Origin of the sequence: Rhodococcus sp. DK176, assembly GCF_038447315.2 — a bacterium.
GTDB lineage: Bacteria > Actinomycetota > Actinomycetes > Mycobacteriales > Mycobacteriaceae > Rhodococcus_F > Rhodococcus_F jostii_A.
In genome coordinates, this window is the sequence record NZ_CP118321.2 from 6,970,365 (window position 1) to 6,995,032 (window position 24,668).

Sequence of the window (24,668 nt, forward strand, 5' to 3'; positions counted from 1 at the left end):
CCCGGCGGTAGCGTTGAGTCCGTGAGCACAGGCCAACCCCCTCAACACGTGTGCTCCACGTTCGGCCTCCGGGAAGTCGAGCCCATCCCACTCGGTGCGGACTGGGACGGCGGGTGGCTCTGTGGAGACGTAGTCCTGTCAGCCGTCGCCGACCACGCGCGCGCCGCATGGTCCGCCAAGGTCCGCGAGACGCTCGAGGTGGACGGGGTGCGGCTCGCGCGTCCCGTGCGGTCCACCGACGGCCGGTACGTGGTGTCCGGGTGGCGCGCCGACACGTTCATCGAGGGCACGCCCGAACCGCGTCACGACGAGGTCGTGTCGATGTCGGGTCGGCTCCACGCCGCCACCTCGCAGCTCGACCGTCCCCGGTTCCTCGTGCAGCCCCCGGTCGCGCCGTGGGCGGAGGTCGACGTGTTCGTGGCGGCGGATCGGGCCGCCTGGGAGAAGATCCCGCTGCGCAGCGCGAAGGGTGCGGAACAGCTCGAGACGCCGTCCCCCGACGGTCGCAAGAGCCTGGAACTGATCACCGGACTCGCGACGCTGCGCAAGCCCGTCACGAGCCCGGACCAGCTGGTGCACGGAGACCTGTTCGGCACCGTCCTGTTCGCCGGGGCGCTCGCGCCCGGGATCACCGACATCACTCCGTACTGGCGTCCCTCGTCGTGGGCGGCGGCGGTGGCCGTGGTGGATGCCATTTCCTGGGGTGGGGCCGACGAGGCCCTCATCGGACGTTGGGAAGATCTGCCCGAATGGCCGCAGATGCTCCTGCGTGCGGTGCTGTTCAGGCTCGCCGTCCACGTGCTGCACCCACGCTCGACCGCGGAGGCGTTTCCCGGACTCGCCCGCACGGCCGACGTGGTACGCCTCCTGCTCTAGGTGAGCAGCTCCGCGAACAGATCGCGGGCGGCCGCGGTCGCGGCGGCCTCGTCTCCGTCGACCACCGCCTGGATCAGCCGCCCGTGCTCGTCGTGGAACCCTGCACCGGTCGCGTGCACGTGCCGGTCGACGGTCTGGGCGATCGAGGGCAGTAGCGAGTCGTAGAACTCCAGGTACACCGCGTTGTGACTCGCTTCGACGATCGCGCGGTGCAGACTGATGTCCGCAGCGACGGCGGCCTCCGTGTCGGATTCGGCCCAGCACCGGGAGCGCTCGTCGAGGAGGCTCTGCAGGCGTGTGACGTCGTCCGGGGTGCGGCGCCGGGCGGCGAGAGCGGCGGCGGTGACGTCGAGCGCCTGCCGCAGTTCCGTGACGTCGCGCTCGTGCGCGCCTGCGAAGTACTTGCCGAGGGTGCCCCCGACGTCGGAGGTGGCGACGACGTATGTGCCGGATCCCTGCCGCCGTTCGAGCAGGCCGGTGTGGACGAGGGCCTGCACTGCCTCGCGGACGGTGTTGCGTCCCGTTCCGGTGAGTTCGGACAGCGCGGTCTCGGTGGGGATCTTCGCGCCGACCGCCCACCGGCCACTGCAGATCTCGTCGCGCAGCTGCTCGGTGACCTGTGAGATCAGACTCGAGCGGCGCACGGGTTTTCCAAAGGTCATCCTGTCATCCTATGATTTCTCATGTGACTCTTCTACGCGGCCGCCTCCTCGTCTTCTGTGCGATCGCCATGTCGGCTCTCGTCCTGAGGCTGGCGGTCACCTCGTTCACCCCACTTGCCTCGCAGATCCGGGAGGACATCGGATTCTCACCGACGGTCGTCGGGGTGTTCGGAATGGTGCCGACGGCAATGTTCGCGCTGTTCGGACTGGGGACGCCGCTCATCGCCAAGCGGTGGGGCCTGGAACGGACCGCCCTCGTCGCGATGCTGATGGCCGCGGTCGGCATGCTCACCAGAGCCCTGATGAGCGACACCTGGTCGTTGCTGGCGCTGTCGGCGCTCGCGCTGGCAGGCATGGGAATCGGCAACGTGGTGATTCCGCCGCTCGTCAAGCGTTACTTCTCCGACCGGCTGGCCGTGATGAGCTCGGTGTACATCGTCGGCGTGCAAATCGGCACGATCGCGCCCGCCTTCGTGGCCGTCCCGCTCGCCGAGGCATTCGGCTGGCGGTTCTCGATCGGCGTGTGGGCGCTCCTCGGCTTCGTCGCGGCGGTCCCGTGGATCCTCCTCCTCACCCGCGAACGACGTCGCGTTGTCGTGACGGCGCAACCGCCCGCGGACGTTCCGGCGGACCGTCCCCACGGGAAGGCCTGGCGATCGCCCGTCGGCTGGGGAATGGCCGGCATGTTCGGGATGACGTCGATGATCACGTACTCGATGTTCACCTGGATCCCCGACATCCTGTCCGACGCCGGCGCGAGTGAGGCGTTCGGCGGTGCCATGGTGGGACTGTTCTCGTTCATGGGACTTGTCGCGGCGTTCGGCGCCCCGACGCTGTGCGCGCGTATGCGCAACCCGTTCCCGATCGTGATCGGCTGCGCGGTCTGCTACCTCGTGTCCTTCAGCGGACTGCTGCTCGCCCCGATGAGCGCGCCGATCCTGTGGATCGTGCTGCTCGGGCTCGGGCCCAGCACGTTCCCGATGTCGCTGACACTGATCAATCTCCGCACGCGCAGCCACGTCGGCTCGGCGACGCTGTCCGGTTTCACCCAGGGTGTGGGTTACGCCGTCGCGTGCCTCGGCCCGTTGCTGTTCGGGGTGTTCCACGATGCCTCCGGCGGGTGGACACTGTCGTTCGGATTCTTGACGTTCGGCGTGGTGATCCTCCTCATCGCAGCGTTCCAGGCGTGCAAGCCACGCATGCTCGAGGACAGCTGGCACGTCGATTCGGAGCCGCAGGACGCTCTTCGACACGTCTAGGAAACATGCGGGAAACCTCACATCGGCCCAGCTGAAAAGTGAGGATCAGTTGACGCTGCGGTCACCGACCGCAGCACCGCCGCAACACCGGTTTTCTACCTTTGGGTCTCCCACACAACGAGGAGGCCCGGGTGAAGAAGCACTACATCGAGCACTGGGACGCGGAAGACGTCGACGCCTGGGAGGCGGGCGGCAAGGACATCGCCAAGCGGAACCTGATCTGGTCGGTAGTCGCTGAGCACGTCGGCTTCTCCGTCTGGTCGATCTGGTCGGTCATGGTGCTGTTCATGCCGACCGACATCTACGGCATCGACGCGGCGGGCAAGTTCTTCCTCGTCGCGGTCCCGACCCTCGTCGGCTCGATTCTGCGAATCCCGTACACGGTGGCGACGGCCCGCTTCGGCGGCCGAAACTGGACGGTCTTCAGTGCCCTGGTCCTGCTCGTGCCGACGCTGTTCACGCTGTACCTGATGATGAACCCCGGCGCGTCCTACACGACGTTCATTCTCGTGGCCGCCCTCGCCGGCGTCGGCGGCGGCAACTTCGCCTCGTCGATGACCAACATCAACGCGTTCTACCCACAGCGCCTCAAGGGCTGGGCGCTCGGCCTCAACGCAGGCGGCGGCAACATCGGCGTCCCGATGATCCAGGTGATCGGCCTGCTCGTGATCGCCACCCTGGGTAACACGGAGCCGTGGATCGTCTGCGCCGTCTACCTGGTGTTCATTGCCGTCGCCGCGGTCGGCGCCGCCCTGTTCATGGACAACCTCGGCAACCAGAAGTCCGATCTCCGGTCGATGGCCAAGGCGCTGAAGTTCTCCGACTCGTGGGTCATCAGCTTCCTCTACATCGGAACGTTCGGATCGTTCATCGGCTTCAGCTTCGCGTTCGGCCAGGTGCTGCAGATCAACTTCCTCGCCGGTGGCGCCACCCCCGCCGCGGCTGCGCTGCACGCCGCGCAGATCGCCTTCATCGGACCGCTGCTCGGCTCCATCGCGCGGCCGATGGGCGGCAAGCTCGCCGACCGCATCGGCGGCGGCAAGATCACGCTGTACACGTTCGTCGCCATGGCGCTCGCCGCCGCAGTGCTGGTCACCGCGGGGACCATCGACGACGGCACGCCCGGCGCGGCCACGGCCGGAGTGCTGGTGGCGTTCGTGTTCGGCTTCATCACCCTCATCTTGCTGGCGGGTATCGGCAACGGCTCGGTCTACAAGATGATTCCGTCGATCTTCGAGGCCAAGGCGCAGGGACTCGAGGGACTGAGCCGGGACGCCAAGGCGGCGTGGTCGCGGGCGATGTCCGGCGCCCTCATCGGGTTCGCGGGCGCCATCGGTGGTCTCGGCGGTGTCGGCATCAACCTGGTGCTGCGCGCGTCCTACGGCGGCACCGCGAAATCGGCGACCATGGCGTTCTGGGTGTTCCTCGCCTTCTACATCGCGTGCATCTTCGTCACCTGGTTCGTCTTCCTGCGCCGCCCGTCCGTCACTCGTGGGCTCACCGTCTCCGACGGCGACGACGAAAAGGTGTCGGTTTCGGCGTGACCTCGCGCAGTACCGCATGAACTCGAGTAATTCAGCTAGAAGGAGCGACGGCATGAGCCGCAAGTCAGCAGTGGTCATCGGGCACGGAATGGTCGGACATCGATTCGTCGAGGCGTTGCGTGCGCGCGACGAGTCGGACGACTGGTCGGTGACGGTGCTCTGCGAGGAGCCCCTCCCCGCGTACGACCGGGTGGGACTGTCCTCCTACGTGGGGGCGTGGGACCCCAAGGAGCTTGCGCTTGCGGGAAACGACTACCCGGACGACGCTCAAGTCGATCTCCGGATCGGCCGTCGGGCCGCGACCATCGATCGGGAGTCCCGCAAGGTCACCACCGATTCGGGCGAGGTCGTCGCGTACGACGCTCTCGTGATGGCCACCGGTTCGTACCCGTTCGTGCCGCCGATCCCCGGGCACGACCGGCCGGAGTGCTTCGTCTACCGCACGCTAGACGACCTCGACGGCATCCGGAAGCGTGCCGACGCGGCCGGTCCCGGCGCCGTCGGTGTCGTCGTCGGCGGTGGTCTGCTCGGACTCGAGGCCGCGAACGCGCTCAAATTGATGGGCATGACACCGCACGTGGTCGAGTTCGCGCCCCGGCTGATGCCGCTGCAGGTGGACGAGGGCGGTGGAGCGCTGCTCGCCAACCTGGTCACCGACCTGGGTCTCACCGTCCACACGGGTGTCGGCACCGCGGGCATCACCGAGGGTCCGGACGGGATCAGCGTCGAACTGTCCGACGGTTCGGTGATCGAGGCCGCGCTGCTGGTGTTCTCCGCGGGTGTGCGGCCGCAGGACCAGCTGGCCCGCGACGCCGGCCTCGAGGTCGCCGAGCGGGGCGGGATCATCACGGACCTCGGCTGCCGCACGTCGGACGAGAGCATCTACGCGGTCGGCGAGTGCGCCGCGGTGGAGGGACGGTGCTACGGCCTCGTCGCTCCCGGCTACACCACCGCGGAGATCGTCGCGGACCGGCTGCTCGGCGGGGCGGCGGAGTTCCCGGGCGCCGACCTGTCCACCAAGCTCAAGCTGATGGGTGTGGACGTCGCCAGCTTCGGCGACGCGCACGCTGAGACCCCCGGCGCCCTGGAGGTGGTGCTCAGCGACGCGGCCAAGGGCACCTACGCCAAGCTGGTCGTGTCCGACGACGCGAAGACGCTGCTCGGCGGCATCCTCGTCGGCGACGCCTCCGCATACGCGTCGTTGCGCCCGCTCGTCGGCCGTGAACTGCCGGGCGATCCGGCCTCGCTCATCTCGCCGGCGGGGGAGAAGCCCGGCGCCGGGTCCCTGCCCGACGACGCCGAGGTGTGCTCCTGCAACGGCGTCACCAAGGGTTCGATCTGCGGCGCCATCGCCGACGGTGCCTGCGACATCGCACAGGTCAAGAGCTGCACCAACGCCGGAACGACGTGCGGCGGCTGCCTGCCGACGATCAAGCAGCTCCTCGCGTCGTCCGGAGTGGTGATGTCGAAGGCGCTGTGCGAGCACTTCGAGCAGTCCCGCGCCGAGCTGTTCGAGATCGTGCAGGTCACCGACACGCGCACGTTCTCCGCGCTCATCTCGAAGTACGGGAAGGGTTCGGGCTGCGACATCTGCAAGCCCGTCGTCGCATCGATCCTGGCGTCCACCGACTCGGACCACATCCTGCACCGTAACCAGGCGGGCCTGCAGGACACGAACGACCACTTCCTGGCCAACATCCAGAAGAACGGCACCTACTCGGTGGTGCCGCGGATGCCCGGCGGCGAATGCACGCCCGAACAGCTCATCGTCATCGGCGAGGTGGCCCGCGACTTCGGCCTCTACACCAAGGTCACCGGCGGTCAGCGCATCGACCTGTTCGGCGCCCGCGTCGAGCAGCTGCCCGCGATCTGGAAGCGTCTCGTCGACGCGGGCATGGAGTCCGGTCAGGCCTACGGCAAGTCGCTGCGCACCGTGAAGAGCTGCGTCGGATCCACCTGGTGCCGGTACGGCGTGCAGGACTCCGTCGGCATGGCGGTCGACCTCGAGAACCGGTACCGCGGCCTGCGGTCCCCGCACAAGATCAAGTTCGGTGTCTCGGGTTGCGCCCGCGAATGCGCCGAGGCGCGCGGCAAGGACGTCGGCGTCATCGCCACCGAGAACGGCTGGAACCTGTACGTCGGCGGCAACGGCGGCCAGTCGCCGAAGCACGCCCAGCTGCTCGCCGGCGGGCTCGACGACGAGACCCTGGTCCGCTACATCGACCGGTACCTCATGTTCTACATCCGCACCGCGGATCGTCTCCAGCGCACCGCGCCGTGGGTCGAGTCCCTCGAAGGCGGGCTCGACCACCTCAAGGCCGTGGTGTGCGAGGACAGCCTGGGCATCGCCGCCGATCTCGAGGCTGCCATGGCCAAGCACGTTCTGGGATACAAGGACGAGTGGGCGGGCGTGCTCGAGGACCCGGAGAAGCTGTCGCGGTTCGTGTCGTTCGTCAACGCGCCCGAGGAAGCCGATCCGACCGTCTCGTTCGACGACACGGGCGTCCGGAAGGTCCCGGTGTTGATGGGAATGCCGAAATTCGCAGCTTCTACATCGGAGTAATCCCCACTTAACGCTGCGGAAACACCGACCCCGAACGATGTATCCAAGCACGGATACACACCAGCCCGAAGGAGGACTGTGATGACCGTCGTCGACATGAATGTGCACAGTGCCAGTGGAACCAGGCGTGAGAGCGTCAAGTCAGGCCGTCTCGAATGGACGTCCGCGTGCCCGCTCAGCCAGCTGATTCCCGGTCTCGGGGTGGCGGTGCTGCTGCGGGGCGGTGAGCAGGTGGCACTGTTCCTGCTCGAGGACGGATCGCTGCGCGCCGTGGGCAACATCGACCCGTTCGGGCGCGCGGCCGTGATGTCCCGCGGCCTCGTGGGTGACCGGGCAGGCGAGCCCACCGTGGCGTCACCGCTGCTCAAGCAGGTGTTCTCGCTGGTCGACGGTCGCTGCCTCGACGACGAGTCGGTGCGGTTGCCCGTGTACGACGTGCGGGTGTGGGCCGGCGTCGTCCAGGTTCACAGCACGAACGCGTGAACGACGACACGCCGCTGTGCGGGTTCACGATCGGGATCACGGCGTCCCGGCGTGCGGAAGAGTTCGCCACACTGCTGACGCGGCGTGGTGCCACCGTGGTGCACGCTCCGGCGATCCGCATCATCCCGCTGGCCGACGACACCGAACTCGAGCGCGTCACCCGCCAGATCATCGACAACCCGCCGGAGATCGTCGTCGCGACGACGGGGATCGGCTTCCGCGGCTGGATGGAGGCCGCGGACGGCTGGGGTGAAGCGGAGGAACTGGGCCGCGCACTGGCGGCGAGCCGCCTGCTGGCCCGCGGACCCAAGGCGAAGGGCGCGATCCGGGCCGCGGACCTGCGGGAAGAGTGGTCACCCGCCTCGGAGTCGTCGGCGGAGGTGCTCGATCACCTGCTCGGTGAGGGCGTCGAAGGCAAGCGCATCGCGGTCCAGCTGCACGGTGCCACCACGGAATGGGAGCCGGTCGCGGACTTCTGCGAGGTGCTCCGCTGTGCGGGCGCCGACGTGATCGCCGTCCCCGTCTACCGGTGGACGCCGCTCGAGGACCAGGCCCCGATGGACCGGATGATCGAACTGATCGCCTCCGGCGGCCTCGACGCGGTCAGCTTCACCAGCGCACCGGCGGTGGCCTCGCTGCTGACCCGCGCCAAGGAGACCGGAATGATCGAGATGGTGCTGCACTCGTTCCGGCACCGCGTGCTCGCGGCCTGCGTGGGGCCGGTGACCGCCGGACCGCTGCGCGAACTCGAGGTGCCGACGACGATGCCGGCGCGCTCTCGGCTGGGTGCGCTCGCGCGGCACATCGCCGACGAACTGCCCAGGCGGGCGAACAAGATCCAGACCGCCGGACACGAGCTGAGCATCCGCGGCGGCTGCGTCGTCGTCGACGGCGAGGTGCGGCAGCTGCCCCCCGCCGCGATGTCGCTGATTCGCACGCTCGGCGCCCGGCCCGGCCGGGTCGTGCCCCGGGACGAACTGCTCGCGGCGCTGCCCGGCGGTGGCGGCGACACCCATGCCGTGGAGACGGCCGTGGCGAGGCTGCGGGCGTCCCTGGGTGCACCGAAAGCCGTTCAGACGGTGGTCAAGCGGGGATACCGCCTCGCTCTCGACCCCGTCGACTGCGTCGATTCACGTGAGGAGGGACAGCAATGAACGAGACAGCACTGGTACTGGTGGCACACGGAACGCGGAGTCCCCGGGGCGTGGAGATGATCGCCGCGCTCGCCGACGCCGTCGCCGAGCAGGTCGGACCCACCCGGGTGTCCTTCGTGGACGTTCTCGGGCCCTCACCGGCCGAGGTGCTCCGCGACATCACCGGGCCCGCCGTCGTGGTCCCGGCGTTCCTCGCGTCCGGCTACCACGTCCACACCGACGTTCCGCGGGAAGTCGCGGACAGTGGTCACCCCTCGGTGGCCGTGACCCGGGCGCTGGGACCGGACCCCGTCCTCGCGGAGGTCCTGCTGCGGCGCCTCGTCGACGTGGGCTGGCGGCCCGGCGACGCGGTCGTGCTCGCCGCGGCCGGATCGTCCGACCCGCGGGCCCTGCGTGACATCCGGCGCGCCGCGGCGTTGCTGTCGGAGCTCGTCGCGTCGCGGGTCCGGATCGGCTACGTGGCGACAGCGCAGCCGCGCGTCCCCGACGTGGTGGCCGGATTGCGTGCGGGCGGCGAGAAGCGCGTGTTCGTCGCGTCGTATCTCCTGGCCCACGGACTGTTTCACGCGCGCCTCGCCGATGCCGGTGCGGACGGAGTGGCCGAGCCGCTCGGTGTCGATCCGGCCATCGTCGACCTCGTGGCGGAGCGCTACCGCAGCGGAATTCCGGCCGCGCAGCGAACCCTGTCGTTCCAGCGCTGACCCGTCAGCGCGGTAGCGGCACCAGTTCGGCCAGATCACCGTCGGCCGCACCGGCAGGGACCAGCGCCAGCGCTTCGCGGTCGATCAGGCCCGCGAGATGCGCGGTGCGGATTCCGGGGTCGACGCGCCACGTGCCGTCCGGTTGGGGGACCGCGGGCAGGATGCGGGTGGCGTCACCACTGACCTCGGACGCATTCGCGATTCGCGCCAGCTGACGCGGTGCCGGGCCGCGGCCCGTGAGTGCGGCCGCGATGGACGGAACCGTGGTCAGGAGCGTCACGACCGCGGCGTACGGGTTCCCGGGCAGCCCGACTACCACCCGCCCGTCGGGCAGCAGCGCGGTGACCTGTGAACCGCCCGGGCGGCACCGCACCCGCCCCACCACGATGCGGGCCTCCGCCCGGTCGAGCGCCGCACGCAACTGGTCGGCCGCGCCGCCGCCGGTGGCCCCGACGATCACGATCAGATCCGGCTGGCGGACTTCCCTGAACAGTTCGTCGAAGCTGGCGGACGTGTCCCGCAGGTGGGTGTCCGCGACCGTCCGGATCCCGCACCACGAGAGGAACTGGGGGAGAACGGGTCCCAGAGCGTCCCGCGTCTGCCCATGGCGCAGCGGACCGTCCCGCCGGATCTCGTCCCCTGTCACCACCACGTGCGCGCGGACGGGTCCGCGGACCCCCGCGGTGGTCACCTCCGCGCTCGCAGCCGCGGAGACGAGGGCGGGCGTGACGGCCGTGCCCTCCGCCGCGAGCCGATACCCCTCGTGCCAGTCCTCTCCACGCCGCCGCGCGTCGTCGCGCACGGGGGCGTCTTCCCGGCGGGACAGTCGCGGCCCCTCGGAAGTGCCTGTGGCCACGGCGAATTCGTCGCGCACGACGGCGGTGGCGCCGGTGGGGAGGTGCGCACCCGTCGCGATCCGGGCCGCCTCGCCCTCCGCCAGTTCGAGTTCCTCGGAGCTTCCCGCGTAGCGGATGTCGTCGCGCAGCATCCACGGACCGTCGCCCGCGACGGCGTATCCGTCCATGGCGGAGACGGCGATGCGCGGGAGAGCTTCGGCGGCGAGCAACGGCTCGGCGAGGGTGGCGCCGAGCGCTGTGCCGAGCGCCGCGGACCGCGGCGGGAGCGGGGGGACGACAGACAGGATCGCCTCCCTTGCCTCGGTGATCGTGACCGGTGCCGCCGCGGCCCTGCTCCGGGCCCGCTCGACGTCCTCCGGTGTGTCGCAGTCGGTGACGCCGCGGAACAGGACAGTGTCGAACGTGTCCGGAACGAGCGCCTTCATCGGCTGGTTGACCGCCGACCCGAGCGAGCGCACACGGTCGGTCAACGCACCGACACGCCACGCGGACAACAGGAACTGCAGGCGGCCGGACTCGTCGATCGCGAACACGGTGTCGGCGTCCTGCACGGCGGCGGCGAGGGCCGCCACCATCGTGGGTTCCGCGAACGGCAGATCCGACGCGAGCAGAATCACCCGGTCGTCCGGTTCGGCGTCGAGCACGGCGAGTCCGGCGGCCACCCCCGCGACCGGCCCGGCGCCCGGCGGCGTCTCCTGTGTCTGGAGCACCGTCGAATCGAGGTCGGCGCGCCGAGGTCCCACGACGACGATGCGCTCACAGTCGTCGACGGCGTCGAGGGCGGTGTCGAGCATCCGGCGTCCGCCGACCACCACGGCCGGCTTGTCGACGCCGCCCATCCGAGTGGCTCGTCCACCGGCGAGGACGATCGCGTGAACGGGTGCGGCAGAGTTCATTCCCTCATGCTGCCGCACACCCTCAGTCGCTGTGCAGGTGGCTGCGCGGAGGTCCGGCGAGCCCGGACCGTCCGCCGCGCGCCGTGCTGACGCAGAGCCAGGCCACCGACGCCAGGCTGAGGGTCAAGAGGATTCCAATTACGAGCATGTATCGATTGTCGGGGCAAAGTGGACCGCGAATTCCAGTCCTCTGTGGAAAAGTGGCCTGTATGAGTGTCGAACCAGTCCGAAGCGTCTCGGCAACCGAATTGGCGGTGCTGCTCGGGGCGGCGCCCACCGGCGGGCAACCGCTGTACCGCGGGCTCGCCGACGCCCTCCGCGAGAGAGTGGCGGACGGGTCGATGGCCGTGGGAGTCCGGCTGCCCGCCGAACGGGCCCTCGCGGAGGAGCTCCGGCTCAGCCGGGTAACTGTCAGTGCCGCGTATCGCGAACTCCGCGAGTCCGGCTGGGCGTCGGCGCGACACGGATCGGGAACCTTCGTGGCGATGCCGTCGGGACCGCCGGCGTGGGGAAGCATGGTGGGCGCGCCGGTGGACGGTGTCATCGACCTCGTCAATGCCGCGCCGGCGGCCGCCCCCGAACTCAGGGAGGCCTACCTGGACGCCGTCGACGAGTTGCCCCGCTTCATGCCCCAGCACGGATACCACCCCGGCGGACTGACAACGCTGCGGGCGGCGATAGCAGGCCACTACACCCGCAGGGGTCGCCCGACCACCCCGGACCAGATCCTCGTCACGGGTGGCGCGGGTGATGCCACCGAAGTGGTCTTCGAAGCGCTGGTCGAGGCGGGCGATCGCGTCCTGGTCGAACACCCGACCTACCCCGGCGCGGTCGAGTCCGTGCAGGCGGCCGGCGGCAGACCCGTTCCGGTGGCGATCGATGCGACCGACCCGGACGCGTTCGTCGCCGAGGTCGACCGGGCGGCGCGGCAGAGCGCCCCGACGGTGGCGTACCTGATGCCGGACTTCTCCAATCCCTCGGGAGCCAGGGCGACCCCGGAGGGAAGGCGGCGACTGGCCGCGACCCTGGCGCGCCACGGCGTGGTGACCGTCGTGGACGAGGTGGCGGCGGAACTCGTGCTGGACGGTTCGGACGACCTCGAGCCGTTCGGCGTCCCGGTCCCGGAATCGGCGGCCGTGGCGATCGGCAGCCTCAGCAAAACCGTGTGGGGAGGTATCCGCATCGGCTGGGTGCGCGCCGAGGCCGCCCGCACCGCGCAGATGGCCAAGATCATGGCACGCAGGCAATTGTCGGTCTCGGTGCTGGATCAGCTTGCGGCCGTGCGCTTGTTCGCCCGGCACGACCGCCTGGTCGCGCAGCGGCGCCGCGACCTCCGGGTGCAGCGGGACGCGCTCGCGGCGGCGGTCGACGATCGGTTGCCCGGGTGGAACTACGTGCTGCCTGCCGGGGGACTGTCCCTGTGGTGCGCGCTCCCGGCCGGAACGGGTTCGACGGATCTCGTCGCCGCGGCACGGTCGAGGGGCTTGCTCCTGGCGCCCGGGCCCCGGTTCGGCACCGGCCATCTGTTCGACGACCACCAGCGGTTGCCGTTCACGCGGCCGGTGTCCGAGCTGACCGCGGCCGTGAATATCCTTGCCACCCTGGTCGTGTCCGGCGACGCGTCGATGTCCGCGTCGCCGACGCTCGTCGTGTGACGCGCGGGTGTCCGACGAGAAAGTACCTGTGAATCCAAGTATCAGTCAGAGACCAGTTCGGTACCGGGAAAGGGGCTGATCTTTATCGACGCTCTGGCATAGTGATGCCGTCGACCGCTCGCTGAATTGTGGGGTATGTCATGGGCTCGTTGTTCCGCAGATCCTTCGGCACCGCTGTACTCGGCTCGGTCCTCGCGCTGACTGCCGCCCTCGCGGGCGCAGGCACCTCCACGGCACAACCCCCGTTGCCGTTGCCCCCCCTGCTGTCCCCACCCGCCGCCGACGCGATCTTCCCCGTCGCCGACCCAGACCCCTTCTACATCCAGCCCGCGGACGTCGCCGACCATGCACCGGGCGAGGTCCTGAAGATCCGCCAGCTGCCGCCGTCGTACTACTTCCCCGGCAGCGCAATGTGGGAGCTGCTCTTCCGGACCACCGACTCCGAGGGCAAGCCGATCGCGGCGAACACCACATACGTGCTGCCCCCGAACCACGTCCCGGACGGACCGCTGGTGTCGTACCAGCACATCATCAATTCGCTGGGCAACAAGTGCAAGATCGTCACCGAGCTCTACACCACCGACCCCCTGCACCAGATCCGCGAGGCTGCGGGACTCAACATCGCACTCGCGCGCGGGTGGGCAGTGGCGCTGCCCGACCATCTCGGACCGAGGATGGCGTACGGCGCGGCGAAGCTCGGTGGCCAGATCACCCTCGACGGCATCCGCGCCGTGCAGCAGGTCCCGGAACTGCAGGTGCAGAACAGCAAGGTCGGACTGGGCGGATACTCCGGCGGCGGCATGGCCACGGCCTGGGCGGCGGCGCTGGCGCCGAGCTACGCCCCCGAACTGAATATCGTCGGTGCCGCCGAGGGCGGAACCCCGATGAACCTGGTGAAGATGGCGGAGGCACTCGGCACCAACCCGCACCCCGCGTTCGGTCTCGCGATGGCCGCCGCACTGGGCCTGGAACGCGAATACCCGGACCGCATCGACGTCAGCGGCCAGCTCAACGACGAGGGCCGCTGGATGAAGCAGATGATCGGCAACGGATGCACCAACGAGATCATGCTGTTCGGACTGGGGCGCAGCGCGTCACAGATGACCGACAACAAGAACTTCATGGACGATCCGGAAGCGTGGAAGGTGATGGAGGAGAACAGCTTGGAGCTGTATCCGGGCGTGCCCACCACGCCGATCTTCGAATGGCACAGCCCGACGGACGCCCTGATCCCGGTCGATTCGATCGACACCACCCTGCGGCGGTACTGCGACGCGGGCACACCGGTGCAGACGCTGCTCACTCCGACCCCCGACCACCTGTCGGCGGCGGCGCTGGGACTGCCCCAGGGGCTGGACTGGATGGACGCCCGGTTCCGCGGTGATCCTGCACCGAGCACCTGCTGAGGCGGGCGGGACGTCAGCCGGACCGATCGAACCGGTGCCGGGCCGCCGCGAGATCCACGCGGCCGTCGCGGATGGGAACACCCTCGAGTTCGAGCTTCGCGATCTGCCGGTGCGCGAGGTGCGGTGCCGGTCGTCCCGACGCGCCCAGCACCCGGTGCCAGGGGAGGTCTGCGGAGTCGGTGCGCATGATCCAGCCGACCGTCCGCGCACTGGACAACCCTGCCGCCGAGGCGATGTCGCCGTACGTGGCCACCCGCCCGGGCGGAATCGACGCGACCAGCGCGCGGACCGCCTCGACCTGTTCCTCCGTCGTCGCGACCATCACACGACCATCAGAGGAGTGTGCGGACGAGCTCGGCGACCTCGTCGGGCCGGGCCTGCGGCACCATGTGATCGCAGTCGAGGTCGACGGCGGTGAGGTTGTCGCCCAGATGGTCGGTGAGAGCCTGGCGGAACTCGGGTGTGACGTACGGCGGTTGCACCCTCGACGCCTGCACGAGGACGGTCGGCAGGTGCGCGGGCGGCAGGACGGCCTCGCGTGCGAGCTCACCCCACGCCGTGACGACGGCGGGGGTGGACAGCCGCCAGTTGACCCGGCCGTTCGCCAGCGGCACCAGGTGTTCGGCGATCTCGTTCTCGAGGACGTCGCGGGCCACTTCACCCCACGAGCCGTGCACCTTCTCGGACCGGGCCTCCGCGACGTCGGTGTAGTCGGGGGAGGAGATGGTGAGATCCGCCACCGATTGCATCAGCTCGGGATCGAGCCCGATCGCGGGATCGAGCAGCACGAGTCCCCGGACGCGGTCGGGGACGGCACGCGACAGGTGCAGTGCCAGGGCGCACCCGAACGAGTGGCCCACCACGAGCACGGGTCCCCGGGCGTATGCGTCGAGCGTGTCGACGAGACTCGCGACGTGGGCCTCGAGATTCCACGGCGGCGCCCACGTGGAGCGGCCGTGGCCGAGCAGGTCGGGGGAGATCCAGCGGGCGTCCGGCAGCTGGTCGGTGGCCAGCGCCTCCCACCGTCTGCCGTGACCGGTGAGTCCGTGCAGGGCGAGGATCTCCGTGCCGTCCTCGGCGCCGAACAGGTACGTATTCAGTGCTGACACGTGACCCATGATGCCGGATCGGGTCGCCGCACGAGATGTCGGACCGTTCTGGTGGAATGCCACCCATGACGGAATCGGCGGTGCGCACCAGGACGTCGGTTCCCCGTGCCCGGCTCGTGCACCGCCAGAACCCGGTCCGCGAGGCCCGGGTGTGGGACGACGCCACGCAGCAGGTCCTCACCGCACCGCCCCTCGGCCTGGGCTGGAATCCCTGGCAGGTGCTCGGCGGCCCGGGAACGGGCAAGACGTCGCTTCTCGTCGACGTCGCGGTCGACCGGATCGCCGGCGGCGAGGACCCGGAGTCGGTGCTGGTGCTGACGCAGTCGAAGCGAGCGGCGGGGCGGGTGCGCGAAGAGGTCACCGCCGCCCTCATCGGCCACGACGAACACCACGGCCCCCGCGCCACGCGCGAACCGCTCGTCCGCACCGTCCACTCCTACGCCTTCGCGGTGCTGAGACTGCAGGCCGCCGCCCACGGAAATCCGCCCCCACGGCTCATCACCGGCGCCGAACAGGACGCGGTGCTGCGCGAGATGCTGCACGGCGACATCGCGGACGGCGGCGAGATGTGGCCCGAACGTCTGCGTCCCGCACTGGCGCTGGGCGGCTTCGCCGTCGAACTACGCGACCTCATGCTGCGCTCGAGCGAGCGCGGACTCGGCCCGGAAGACCTGATCAGGCTGGGGCAGCGGCACTCCCGTCCCGAGTGGGTGGCGGCAGGAATGTTCGCCGCCCGGTACGAGCACGGGATGCTGCTGCGCGGAGCCGTCGGTGTCGAGGCCCCCGAGGCCACGGCGCCCGCGCTCGACGCCGCCGAACTCATCGGTGCGGCCCTCACCGCGTTCGCCACCGACCCGGACCTGCTGCGCATCGAGCGGGCCCGGGTTCGGCACCTGCTCGTCGACGACGCCCAGCACCTCGACCCGCAGGCCGCGGAACTCGTCCGGCTCCTCGGCACCGGCACTCGCACCACGGTCGTCGCCGGCGACCCGGACCAGTCGATCTACGGCTTTCGCGGAGCCGACCCGACGTTCCTCGCCGACCTGGCCGACAAGGGCGATCCCCGGCAGGTGTTGCTGCCGGTCAACTTTCGCAGTTCGGCGGAGGTCGCGACCACGGCGGCCCGGATCACGTCCCGGCTTCCGGGACACCTGCCGCATCGGATCTGGAGCCCCGCGCAGGACGGTGGACGGACGTCGGTCCGGGTGCTGAGCACGGTGGCGAAAGAGGCCGCGCTCGTCGCCGACACCCTGCGTCGCGCCCACCTCCTCGACGGGGTGCCGTGGTCGGAGATGGCGGTGATCGTGCGCTCGGTGCCGCGGGCCCTGGCGCCGCTGCGCCGCGCCCTGCTGGGTGCGGGTGTGCCCGTCACCACCGCGGCGTCCGAGTTGCCGCTGGCCCGTCAGCACGGGGTGTCGGGATTGATGCTGGTGCTGCGGGCCCTGTCGGGGCAGGAATTCACGGGCGAGGACGCGCTCGCCCTGCTCGCCGGCCCGGTCGGCGGCGCAGAACCCGTGGCGCTCCGGCGTCTTCGCCGTGGTCTGCGGCGCGCCGAGCTGGCGTCCGGCGGCGACCGCGACTCCGCGGAGCTCCTCCGTCTCGTGCTGGTAGGCGAGACCGACGGCACCCGCAGGGTCACGGCCAAGCTGACCGACGTCGAAGCGGCATCCCTGAACCGGGTGCTGTCCGTGCTGCGCAAGGCGAAGGTTCCCCTGGACCGCGGGCGCGGCATCGAGGACGTGCTGTGGGCGGCATGGCAGGCCACCGGACTCGAACGCCGCTGGTCGGCGGCCTCCGCCCGCGGGGGTCCGATCGGCGCACAGGCCGACCGCGACCTCGACGCCGTGGTCGCCCTGTTCGATGCCGCGGCGAGTTACGTCGACCGCCTCCCGCGCGCACAGCTCGCCGGGTTCGTCGACTACCTCACCGGGCAGGCCATTCCCACCACCCGGAACGTCTCCGCCGTCCCGGTCGACGCGGTCTCGGTGCTCAGCGCCCACTCGGCTGCCGGCCGCGAATGGGACGTCGTCGCGGTCGCGGGTGTGCAGGAAGGGCTGTGGCCCAGTCTGCGGGCTCGCGGAAGCCTGCTCGGCACCGAGGCGCTGATCGACCTGACGGCCGGAGTGTCCGACGGCAGCGAGACGGCTGCCGACCGGATGTCGCGCACCGCACCTCTCCTGGCCGAGGAACGCAGGCTCTTCCTGGTGGCGTGCAGCCGGGCGCGGCGGAGTCTGCTCGTCACCGCGGTCGACTCGGCCAGCGGCGACGCCGACCTCGTCCACTCCCGGTTCGTCGACGAACTGCTCTCCGGAGACCAGGATTCGGACGTCGAGGAGGCGGTCGTGCAGGCGGAGGATCCCGCGACCCGGGTCCTGGCCCTCCCCGCCCTGGTCGCCGAGTTGCGCAGCGTGGTCTGCGATCCGGACGTCGCGGAATCCGACCCCGCCCGGCAGGAACGCGCGGCGCGCCAACTCGCCCGGCTCGCCGACGCCGGAGTGCGTGGTGCACACCCGGACCAGTGGTACGGCACCGCCGAACCGAGCACCGGCGTGGCGTTGTGGAACGAGGAGGACGGTCCGGTGTCGTTGTCGCCGTCCACCATCGACCTGCTCAACACGTGCCCGCTGCGGTGGCTGCTCGAACGCCACGGCGGGACGGACGGCGACAACACTCACGCCATCGCCGGAACGCTCGTGCACACTCTGGTGCAGGCGCTCGCCGGGCGGATCCCGCCCGATCAGGTGGCACGCGCGCTCGAGAATGCCTGGGATTCGATCGATCTGGGATCTCAGTGGTACTCGCGGCGTGAACTCGACCGCACCCGGGACATGCTCGCCACGTTCACCGCCTGGCTCGGTAACACCCGGTCCGAACTCACCGAGGTCGGTGTCGAGGTGGCAGTCGACGGCGTCCTGGAACCGCGGGAAGAGGGTTCCCCGACGATCCGGCTGCGGGGGCGGATCGATCGGCTCGAGCGCGATGCGGAGGGCAGGCCCGTCATCGTCGACGTGAAGACCGCCCGCTCACCGGTCACCAAGGACGACGCCCAGCAGCACGCCCAGCTCGCGGCGTACCAGGTGGCGGCGGCGGTCGGCGCGATCGACGGGGAGCCGGCGTCGAAACCCGGTGGGGCGCGGCTGGTCTTCGTCGCCAAACCGCACAGGAAGGAAGGCGCGACCCAGCGGGTGCAGGCACCGCTGTCGGACGAGGACCTCGAGACGTGGCTCGCGGTCATCCACGCGGCAGCGGCGGCCACCAAGGGGCCCGAGTTCCTCGCCCGCGTCAACGACGGTTGCCGGCACTGCCCGGTGCGCACGAGTTGCCCCGCGCACGACGAGGGACGGCAGGTGACGTCGGAATGACGATCCGTATCGATCCGGTGGAACTCGCTGTCGGCCTGGGGCAGCACCCACCGACCCCGGAGCAGGCTGCCGTCATCGCGGCACCCCTCGGCCCGACCCTCGTCGTCGCGGGGGCAGGCGCGGGCAAGACCGAGACGATGGCGGCCCGCGTCGTGTGGCTGGTGGCCAACGGTGTCGTCGACCCCGAGGCGGTGCTGGGGCTGACGTTCACCCGCAAGGCGGCGCAGCAGCTCACTGCCCGGATCCGGAAACGCCTTGCCCGGCTTGCAGGTTCGGACCTGCTCCGCAGGGTCGATCCGAGCGGTGACCTGCGATCGCGAATCCTCGCGGGCGAACCGGAAGTCAGCACCTACCACTCCTACGCCGGGCGACTGCTGTCCGAGCACGGGCTCCTGCTGCCCATCGAGCCGTCGGCGACGCTCCTGTCGGAGACGGAACTGTGGCAGCTGGCGCACCGGGTGGTCAGCTCGTGGGACGGCGACCTCGACACCGACCGGAATCCGGCGTCCGTCACCGAAGCCGTGCTCGCGCTGTCCGGGCAACTGGCCGAGCATCTCGTCGAACCGGACGATCTGCGGGAGGCGCACACCGAGCTCGACAAACTCGTCCACACCCTGCCCGCCGGACCACGGCAGCGCGGCGGCCCCGGCAAGGAACTGCTCGACATCCTCGACACCCAGCACCGGCGGGTGGAACTCCTTCCACTGGTGCAGCGTCTCGCGGACACTCTGCGCCGGGAAGGTGCGCTCGACTTCGGCAGCCAGATGTCGCTGGCGGCACGGGTCGCCGCGGACCACCCCGAGGTCGGACTCGCCGAGCGCACCCGCTTCCGGGTGGTGCTGCTCGACGAGTACCAGGACACGGGACACTCGCAGCGGGTGCTGCTGTCGTCCCTGTTCGGCGGCGGTCTCGACGGCGAACTCGCGCTCACCGCGGTGGGTGACCCCATGCAGTCCATCTACGGCTGGCGTGGTGCCTCGGCGGCCAACCTGCCCCGCTTCGCGACGGATTTCCCGCTGGCGAACGGAGATCCGGCGCCGACCCTGGAACTGCTCACGAGCTGGCGTAACCCGCCGGAGGCCCTGGCGCTGGCCAACATGGCGTCGGCGTCCCTGCGCGAGCGGGGCGTGTCGGTCAGCACGCTGCGGGCACGACCACAGGCCGTCCCGGGTGATGTGCGGCTGGCCCTCACCGGTGACGTCGTGCAGGAACGCGAATGGGTGGCCGACCGCATCGCCGAACAGTACGCGGACGCCACCAGTAGGGGCGAGGATCCGCCGACCGCCGCGGTGCTGATCCGTCGCAACGCGGACGCCGCACCGATCGCGGAGGTCCTGCGGTCCCGGGGGCTGCCGGTCGAAGTGGTCGGGCTCGGCGGGCTGCTCCACACCCCCGAGGTGGCCGACGTGATCGCGATGCTCCGGGTGGTGGCCGACCCGATGGCGGGCAGTGCCGCCGTGCGGATGCTGACCGGGGCGAGATGGCAGATCGGGGCCGCCGACCTGACGGCGCTGTCGCGGCGAGCATCCGAACTGGCCATCGGAACCGGCTACGGCACCACCGGCGCCGTCACCGATTCGTCCGCTCTGGCCGACGCCGTCGGCCAGGCGTTGCCCGGTGAACACGCGGAGCAGGCCGGGCTGGCGGATGCCCTCGCGGATCCCGGCCCCGCCGAACGCTATTCGCAGGTCGGCTACGCCCGGATCACCGCCGTCGCGGCGGAGTTGGCGTCTCTGCGTGAGCGGATCGGGCAGCCACTCACCGAGCTGGTGGCCGAGGTGGAACGGGCGCTGGGTATCGGCATCGAGGCGCAGGCCCGGACACGTCGGTCGGCGCGGGGCAGTGCCGGCCGTGAACATCTCGACGCCTTCGCCGACGTCGTTGCCGGGTACGCGAGCCGCACGTCGGCCACCGTCACCGGACTGCTCGCCTTCCTGTCGGCCGCGGAGTCGGTCGAAAAAGGTTTGGCGCCGGGCGAAGTCGAGGTGGACCCGCACCGCGTCCAGGTGCTGACGGTGCACTCCGCCAAGGGGCTGGAGTGGGAAGTGGTGGCGGTGCCGCACCTCACGGCAGGCGTCTTTCCGTCGCGGACGGCGTCCGGATCCTGGCTCGGTGCCGTCGGTGAATTGCCGCCCTCACTGCGCGGAGACCGTGCGCGGCCGGGGGAGTCGGCAGACGGCGTGCCCGTTCTCGAGCTCGAGAACCTGTACGACCGGAAAGACCTCGAGGAGGCCGTGAAGGCGCACAAGGCGGCGCTGGCGGCGCGCAAACTCGACGAGGACCGCCGGCTGTTCTACGTCGCACTCACCCGCACCGAACGGGTGCTGTTCGCGTCGGGTCACCACTGGGCAGAATCCGGAACCGAGCCGAAGGGTCCCTCGGAGTTCCTCACCGAACTGCGTGACACGGTGACCGACGAGGAGCACGAGGGAATCGGGATCGTCGACATCTGGGCGCCCGCACCCGAACCCGACGAGCAGAACCCGCTGACGAGTACCCCCAAGTCGGCTGTGTGGCCGCGGGATCCGCTCGGGCTCCGCCGGGAGTCGGTCGAGCGGGGCGCGGCGCTGGTCGTCGCGGCGCTGAAGCGTGCCGGCGCGCCGGCACCGGCAGGCGAGGACGACGATCCCGAGAACTGGGCAGCCGACGTCGACGCGCTTCTCGCGGAGCGCGAGGCGCGGGCGAACGCACGCACCGAGGTGGTGTTGCCCGGTCAGTTGTCGGTGAGCCAGCTCGTCGAATTGGAAGCCGACCCGGACGCCCTGGCCGCCCGGCTGCGGCGTCCGCTGCCGTTCCCGCCGAATCCGCTCGCGCGTCGCGGTACCGCGTTCCACGCCTGGGTGGAGCGCCGTTTCGGGGCCACCCGGCTGCTCGACCTCGACGAGCTGCCCGGTGCCGCCGACACGGACGCGGGCCCCGACACCGACCTCGCGACCCTGCAGGATGCGTTCCTGCGCTCGTCCTGGGCCGACCGCAACCCGACCGAGGTCGAGGTGCCGTTCGAGACGTCGGTGGCGGGCACGGTGCTGCGCGGCCGGATCGACGCGGTGTTCACCGACCCCGACGGCGGGTGGACGGTGATCGACTGGAAGACCGGCGCCGAGCCGAGCGCGGCCAACGAGAAGGCCGTCGTGATGCAGTTGGCCGCGTACCGGCTGGCGTGGGCCGAACTGATGGACGTTCCGATCGAGCGGGTGCGCGCCGCGTTCCACTACGTGCGGACCGGGCGGACGATCGCGCCGGACCACCTGCCCGACGCCGACGCGCTCGCCCGTCTGCTCCGTTCCGCCGGTTCTCCCGACGAGGAGATCAGGCCTGACGCCGAGCCTTCAGCGACTCGGTGACCAACGGGATCTGCAGCGGAAGGCGCAGCAGCACACCGGCTTTCTGCACATTCGTCGTCTTGGAGCTCGTCAGCCAGTCCACTGCCATGGTGACGTTGGCGGGGAAGACGGCGACGAACAGGAGAGCAGCGAGGCCGCCACCGAGCCTGCGGGTTCGCGGCACGGCGAGCGCGGTGCCGATGGCGAGCTCGGCGACCCCCGACACGTACGTGTAGGTGCGGGCCTCGCCCGGAAGTTGGGTGGGGACCGTGGAGTCGAAGAACTTGGGGGCGACGAAGTGCATGGTGCCGGCGCCGAGCAGTAGCGCGGCAAGGCGGAGTGCGGGCTTCTGGCTCGGTCGTGGTGTGTGGCTCTCTCGTTGCATGACGTCAGCTTGCCCGAGCAACTCGGTTCGCGACAACGAGGCTCCGACGTGTCACCGATGGGACAATCGGGGTTAGGCTGCCAGCCGATGTCGGAGTTCAGTGCAACGTGGGGACGAACATATGGCCGGTAGGCTGCGTGAGAGATTGACCAGGTCGGACACCCTGACCGACCGGCCTGACTTCGCGTTGGTGGGGGTGCTCCGGATTCCGGAGCTGCAGACCAGTCCGGCGCGGGCGATCTACCGCCGCGTGGGTATCGCCCTGGCGGCGTTGATGTTGGCGGTTCTCATCGTCTACATCGACCGGGCGGGCTACCGCGACGCGCAGGACAACGAATTGTCGCTGCTCGACTGCATCTACTACGCGACGGTGTCGTTGTCCACGACGGGCTACGGCGACATCACGCCGTTCACACCGTCCGCGAGGCTCGTCAACGTTCTCCTGATCACGCCTCTTCGAATCTTCTTCCTCATCGTCCTCGTCGGTACGACTCTCTCCGCGCTCACGCAGAGCTCCCGGCAGGCGTTCAAAATCCAGCGTTGGAGGCAGCACGTGCGCAATCACACCGTGGTGATCGGCTACGGAACCAAGGGACGCACCGCGATCGACGCGATGCTCGGCGACGACGTTCCGCCGTCGGAGATCGTGGTGGTCGACACCGATCATGCGGTGCTCGACTCGGCGGCCAGCAAGGGGCTCGTCACGGTCCACGGGTCCGCCACCAAATCGGACGTGCTGCGGTTGGCGGGCGCGCAGAACGCGTCGGCGATCATCGTTGCGGCCAACCGTGACGACACCGCGGTGCTGGTGACGCTGACGGCGCGGGAGATCGCACCGAAGGCGAAGATCGTCGCGGCGATCCGCGAATCCGAGAACACGCATCTGCTCCGGCAGTCCGGCGCCGATTCGGTCGTCGTGTCGTCCGAGACCGCGGGCCGGCTCCTCGGCATCGCCACGAAGACGCCGAGCGTCGTCGAGATGATGGAGGACCTCCTGACTCCGGAGGCGGGTTTCGCGATCGCGGAGCGCCCCGTCGAGCGGGACGAGATCGGCGGCTCCCCACGTCACCTCGCGGACATCGTGCTCGGTGTGGTGCGGGACGGGCGGCTGATCCGGGTCGGCTCTCCGGAGGTCGATTCGATCGAGGAGAACGACCGACTGCTGTACATCCGTCGGGTCGCCAACTGACCGGCAGTAGTGTCGAGGGCGTGACTGAATTCCGGCTCAACGACACCCCGCTCCTGTCCCGCTCCGCTGTCGGGCGGGCCGAGGAATTGCGTTCGGACACGGACGCCCTTCGAGCGGGCTGGCGGGATGCGCTGCTGCTGCGCGTCAATCACCGCGGACAGGTGCGGGTGGGGGACGACGGCCTCGTGTTCGCGGAGGCCACCGAACTCGGCCCCGAACCGCAACGCGGGGCGGTCTTCCTCGGCATCCGCAAGGACCGGCACGTATGGGCGGTGCGGGTGCAGGCGCTGACCGGCGAGCTCGCCGATCTCCGGATTCTGGGCGGGACGCTGGACGACGCGGACGCGGGCGTACTCACCGGGGCCCTCGCGATGCTCAACTGGCACGACAGCGCAGGCTTCAGCGCGCTCGACGGCGCGCCGTCCGAACCGACGATGTCGGGGTGGTCGCGGATCTCGACGAGCACCGGGCACGAAGAATTTCCCCGCACGGATCCGGCGGTCATCTGCCTCGTGCACGACGGCGGAGACCGCGTCCTGCTGGCCCGGCAGCCCACGTGGCCTGCGCGGCGGTTCTCGATCCTGGCCGGATTCGTCGAGGCCGGTGAATCGCTGGAGACGTGCGTCGTCCGGGAGATCAAGGAAGAAGTGGGTGTCGACGTTCGTGACGTGCGCTACCTGGGCAGCCAGCCGTGGCCGTTTCCCCGGTCGGTGATGATCGGGTTCGCGGCCGTCGGCGATCCCGACGCCCCGCTGACGTTCGCGGACGGCGAGATCGCCGAGGCCCGGTGGTTCACTCGGGACGAGGTGCGGACGGCACTCGAACTCGGCGACTGGGCGTCGGACACCGACGCCCCGCTGCTGCTCCCGGGCTCGATTTCCATCGCGCGGGGAATCATCGAGTCCTGGGCGGGAGCAGCGACGGAGTCCTAGGCGCCGAGGAGCTGCTTGACCTGCGCCAACGACGGGTTGGTCGCGGTGCTGCCGTCGGCGAACTTGACGGTGGGGACGACGTGGTTGCCGCCGTTGACGCTGCCGACGAACTCCGCCGATGCCGGGTCGTCCTCGATGTCGATCTCCACGTAGCCGATGCCGGATTCGTCCAGCTGGGTCTTCAGGCGCCGGCAGTAGCCGCACCAGGTGGTGGAGTAGATGGTCAGGGCGGGGGTGTCGGTAGCAGTCACGGCGGATATAACACCACGACTCCGTCGTGTGTTCCCACTGCGGTGTTCGTCCGCTTCGCGC

At 70.1% G+C, this 24,668-nt stretch carries 20 protein-coding genes; 13 read left to right on the top strand and 7 right to left on the bottom strand.

Annotation, left to right across the window (positions count from 1 at the left end):
* Positions 1-21: 21 nt before the first annotated feature.
* A complete protein-coding gene (locus PSR88_RS32415; protein ID WP_011598286.1) occupies positions 22-876 on the top strand; it encodes a TIGR02569 family protein in 855 nt (284 codons plus the stop codon).
* Here PSR88_RS32415 and PSR88_RS32420 read toward each other — a convergent pair.
* Positions 873-1,538 (bottom strand): FadR/GntR family transcriptional regulator, encoded by a 666-nt coding sequence (locus tag PSR88_RS32420; protein WP_009479566.1) that lies wholly within the window; start codon positions 1,536-1,538, stop codon positions 873-875. The two genes, PSR88_RS32415 and PSR88_RS32420, sit on opposite strands and share 4 nt — an antisense overlap.
* An 11-nt stretch (positions 1,539-1,549) precedes the next feature.
* Between PSR88_RS32420 and PSR88_RS32425 the strand changes: the two genes are divergently transcribed.
* The 6 genes from PSR88_RS32425 to PSR88_RS32450 all read left to right on the top strand — a co-directional run bounded on the left by PSR88_RS32425 (position 1,550) and on the right by PSR88_RS32450 (position 9,242).
* Positions 1,550-2,797: a CynX/NimT family MFS transporter gene (locus tag PSR88_RS32425; protein ID WP_011598287.1), complete on the top strand. Its 1,248-nt coding sequence runs from the start codon at positions 1,550-1,552 to the stop codon at positions 2,795-2,797.
* Positions 2,798-2,928: 131 nt separating this feature from the next.
* Positions 2,929-4,341 (top strand): MFS transporter, encoded by a 1,413-nt coding sequence (locus tag PSR88_RS32430; protein ID WP_009479568.1) that lies wholly within the window; start codon positions 2,929-2,931, stop codon positions 4,339-4,341.
* Between the two features lie 52 nt (positions 4,342-4,393).
* Positions 4,394-6,904 (top strand): nitrite reductase large subunit NirB, encoded by a 2,511-nt coding sequence (nirB, locus tag PSR88_RS32435; RefSeq protein WP_016883157.1) that lies wholly within the window; start codon positions 4,394-4,396, stop codon positions 6,902-6,904.
* 81 nt (positions 6,905-6,985) lie between these two features.
* Positions 6,986-7,387 carry a nitrite reductase small subunit NirD gene (gene nirD / locus PSR88_RS32440; protein WP_011598289.1) on the top strand — a complete coding sequence of 134 codons (402 nt, stop codon included), beginning with the start codon at positions 6,986-6,988 and terminating at the stop codon, positions 7,385-7,387.
* The gene (locus PSR88_RS32445; protein ID WP_011598290.1) at positions 7,384-8,541 is read left to right on the top strand and encodes a uroporphyrinogen-III synthase; all 1,158 of its coding nucleotides are present in this window, start codon (positions 7,384-7,386) and stop codon (positions 8,539-8,541) included. Before nirD ends, PSR88_RS32445 begins: the two co-directional genes overlap by 4 nt.
* Entirely contained in the window at positions 8,538-9,242 is a 705-nt protein-coding gene (locus PSR88_RS32450) for a sirohydrochlorin chelatase (protein ID WP_016883156.1), read from the top strand. The genes PSR88_RS32445 and PSR88_RS32450 overlap by 4 nt, the downstream gene beginning before the upstream one ends.
* 4 nt (positions 9,243-9,246) lie before the next feature.
* Here PSR88_RS32450 and PSR88_RS32455 read toward each other — a convergent pair whose 3' ends face one another.
* Both PSR88_RS32455 and PSR88_RS32460 read right to left on the bottom strand, forming a co-directional pair.
* Positions 9,247-10,995: an NTP transferase domain-containing protein gene (locus PSR88_RS32455; RefSeq protein WP_029539451.1), complete on the bottom strand. Its 1,749-nt coding sequence runs from the start codon at positions 10,993-10,995 to the stop codon at positions 9,247-9,249.
* Between the two features lie 22 nt (positions 10,996-11,017).
* Positions 11,018-11,143 carry a hypothetical protein gene (locus tag PSR88_RS32460; protein WP_272942765.1) on the bottom strand — a complete coding sequence of 42 codons (126 nt, stop codon included), beginning with the start codon at positions 11,141-11,143 and terminating at the stop codon, positions 11,018-11,020.
* A 61-nt stretch (positions 11,144-11,204) separates the two neighbouring features.
* Between PSR88_RS32460 and PSR88_RS32465 the strand changes: the two genes are divergently transcribed.
* Positions 11,205-12,650 (top strand): PLP-dependent aminotransferase family protein, encoded by a 1,446-nt coding sequence (locus tag PSR88_RS32465; RefSeq protein WP_016883154.1) that lies wholly within the window; start codon positions 11,205-11,207, stop codon positions 12,648-12,650.
* A 140-nt stretch (positions 12,651-12,790) separates the two neighbouring features.
* Positions 12,791-14,056, top strand: coding sequence for a lipase family protein (locus PSR88_RS32470; protein WP_009479576.1), 1,266 nt, complete (start codon positions 12,791-12,793; stop codon positions 14,054-14,056).
* A gap of 13 nt (positions 14,057-14,069) precedes the next feature.
* On the opposite strand, the gene PSR88_RS32475 is transcribed toward PSR88_RS32470, so the two are convergent.
* Both PSR88_RS32475 and PSR88_RS32480 read right to left on the bottom strand, forming a co-directional pair.
* A complete protein-coding gene (locus PSR88_RS32475) occupies positions 14,070-14,378 on the bottom strand; it encodes an MGMT family protein (protein WP_009479577.1) in 309 nt (102 codons plus the stop codon).
* Positions 14,379-14,388: 10 nt separating this feature from the next.
* A complete protein-coding gene (locus PSR88_RS32480) occupies positions 14,389-15,174 on the bottom strand; it encodes an alpha/beta fold hydrolase (RefSeq protein ID WP_011598294.1) in 786 nt (261 codons plus the stop codon).
* Between the two features lie 56 nt (positions 15,175-15,230).
* Between PSR88_RS32480 and PSR88_RS32485 the strand changes: the two genes are divergently transcribed.
* Together PSR88_RS32485 and PSR88_RS32490 are read left to right on the top strand one after the other, a co-directional pair.
* Positions 15,231-18,527, top strand: a complete 3,297-nt coding sequence (locus PSR88_RS32485) for an ATP-dependent helicase (RefSeq protein ID WP_016883153.1) — start codon at positions 15,231-15,233, stop codon at positions 18,525-18,527.
* Positions 18,524-21,871, top strand: a complete 3,348-nt coding sequence (locus PSR88_RS32490) for an ATP-dependent helicase (RefSeq protein WP_016883152.1) — start codon at positions 18,524-18,526, stop codon at positions 21,869-21,871. Before PSR88_RS32485 ends, PSR88_RS32490 begins: the two co-directional genes overlap by 4 nt.
* Here PSR88_RS32490 and PSR88_RS32495 read toward each other — a convergent pair.
* A complete protein-coding gene (locus tag PSR88_RS32495) occupies positions 21,837-22,235 on the bottom strand; it encodes a MauE/DoxX family redox-associated membrane protein (protein WP_011598297.1) in 399 nt (132 codons plus the stop codon). The genes PSR88_RS32490 and PSR88_RS32495 overlap by 35 nt on opposite strands.
* Positions 22,236-22,356: 121 nt before the next feature.
* Here PSR88_RS32495 and PSR88_RS32500 point away from each other — a divergent pair, with 121 nt between their 5' ends.
* Entirely contained in the window at positions 22,357-23,424 is a 1,068-nt protein-coding gene (locus PSR88_RS32500) for a potassium channel family protein (RefSeq protein ID WP_009479578.1), read from the top strand.
* 20 nt (positions 23,425-23,444) lie between these two features.
* The gene (gene nudC, locus PSR88_RS32505) at positions 23,445-24,356 is read left to right on the top strand and encodes an NAD(+) diphosphatase (protein WP_009479579.1); all 912 of its coding nucleotides are present in this window, start codon (positions 23,445-23,447) and stop codon (positions 24,354-24,356) included.
* On the opposite strand, the gene PSR88_RS32510 is transcribed toward nudC, so the two are convergent.
* Positions 24,353-24,607: a mycoredoxin gene (locus PSR88_RS32510; RefSeq protein ID WP_016883151.1), complete on the bottom strand. Its 255-nt coding sequence runs from the start codon at positions 24,605-24,607 to the stop codon at positions 24,353-24,355. The two genes, nudC and PSR88_RS32510, sit on opposite strands and share 4 nt — an antisense overlap.
* Positions 24,608-24,668 lie beyond the last annotated feature (61 nt).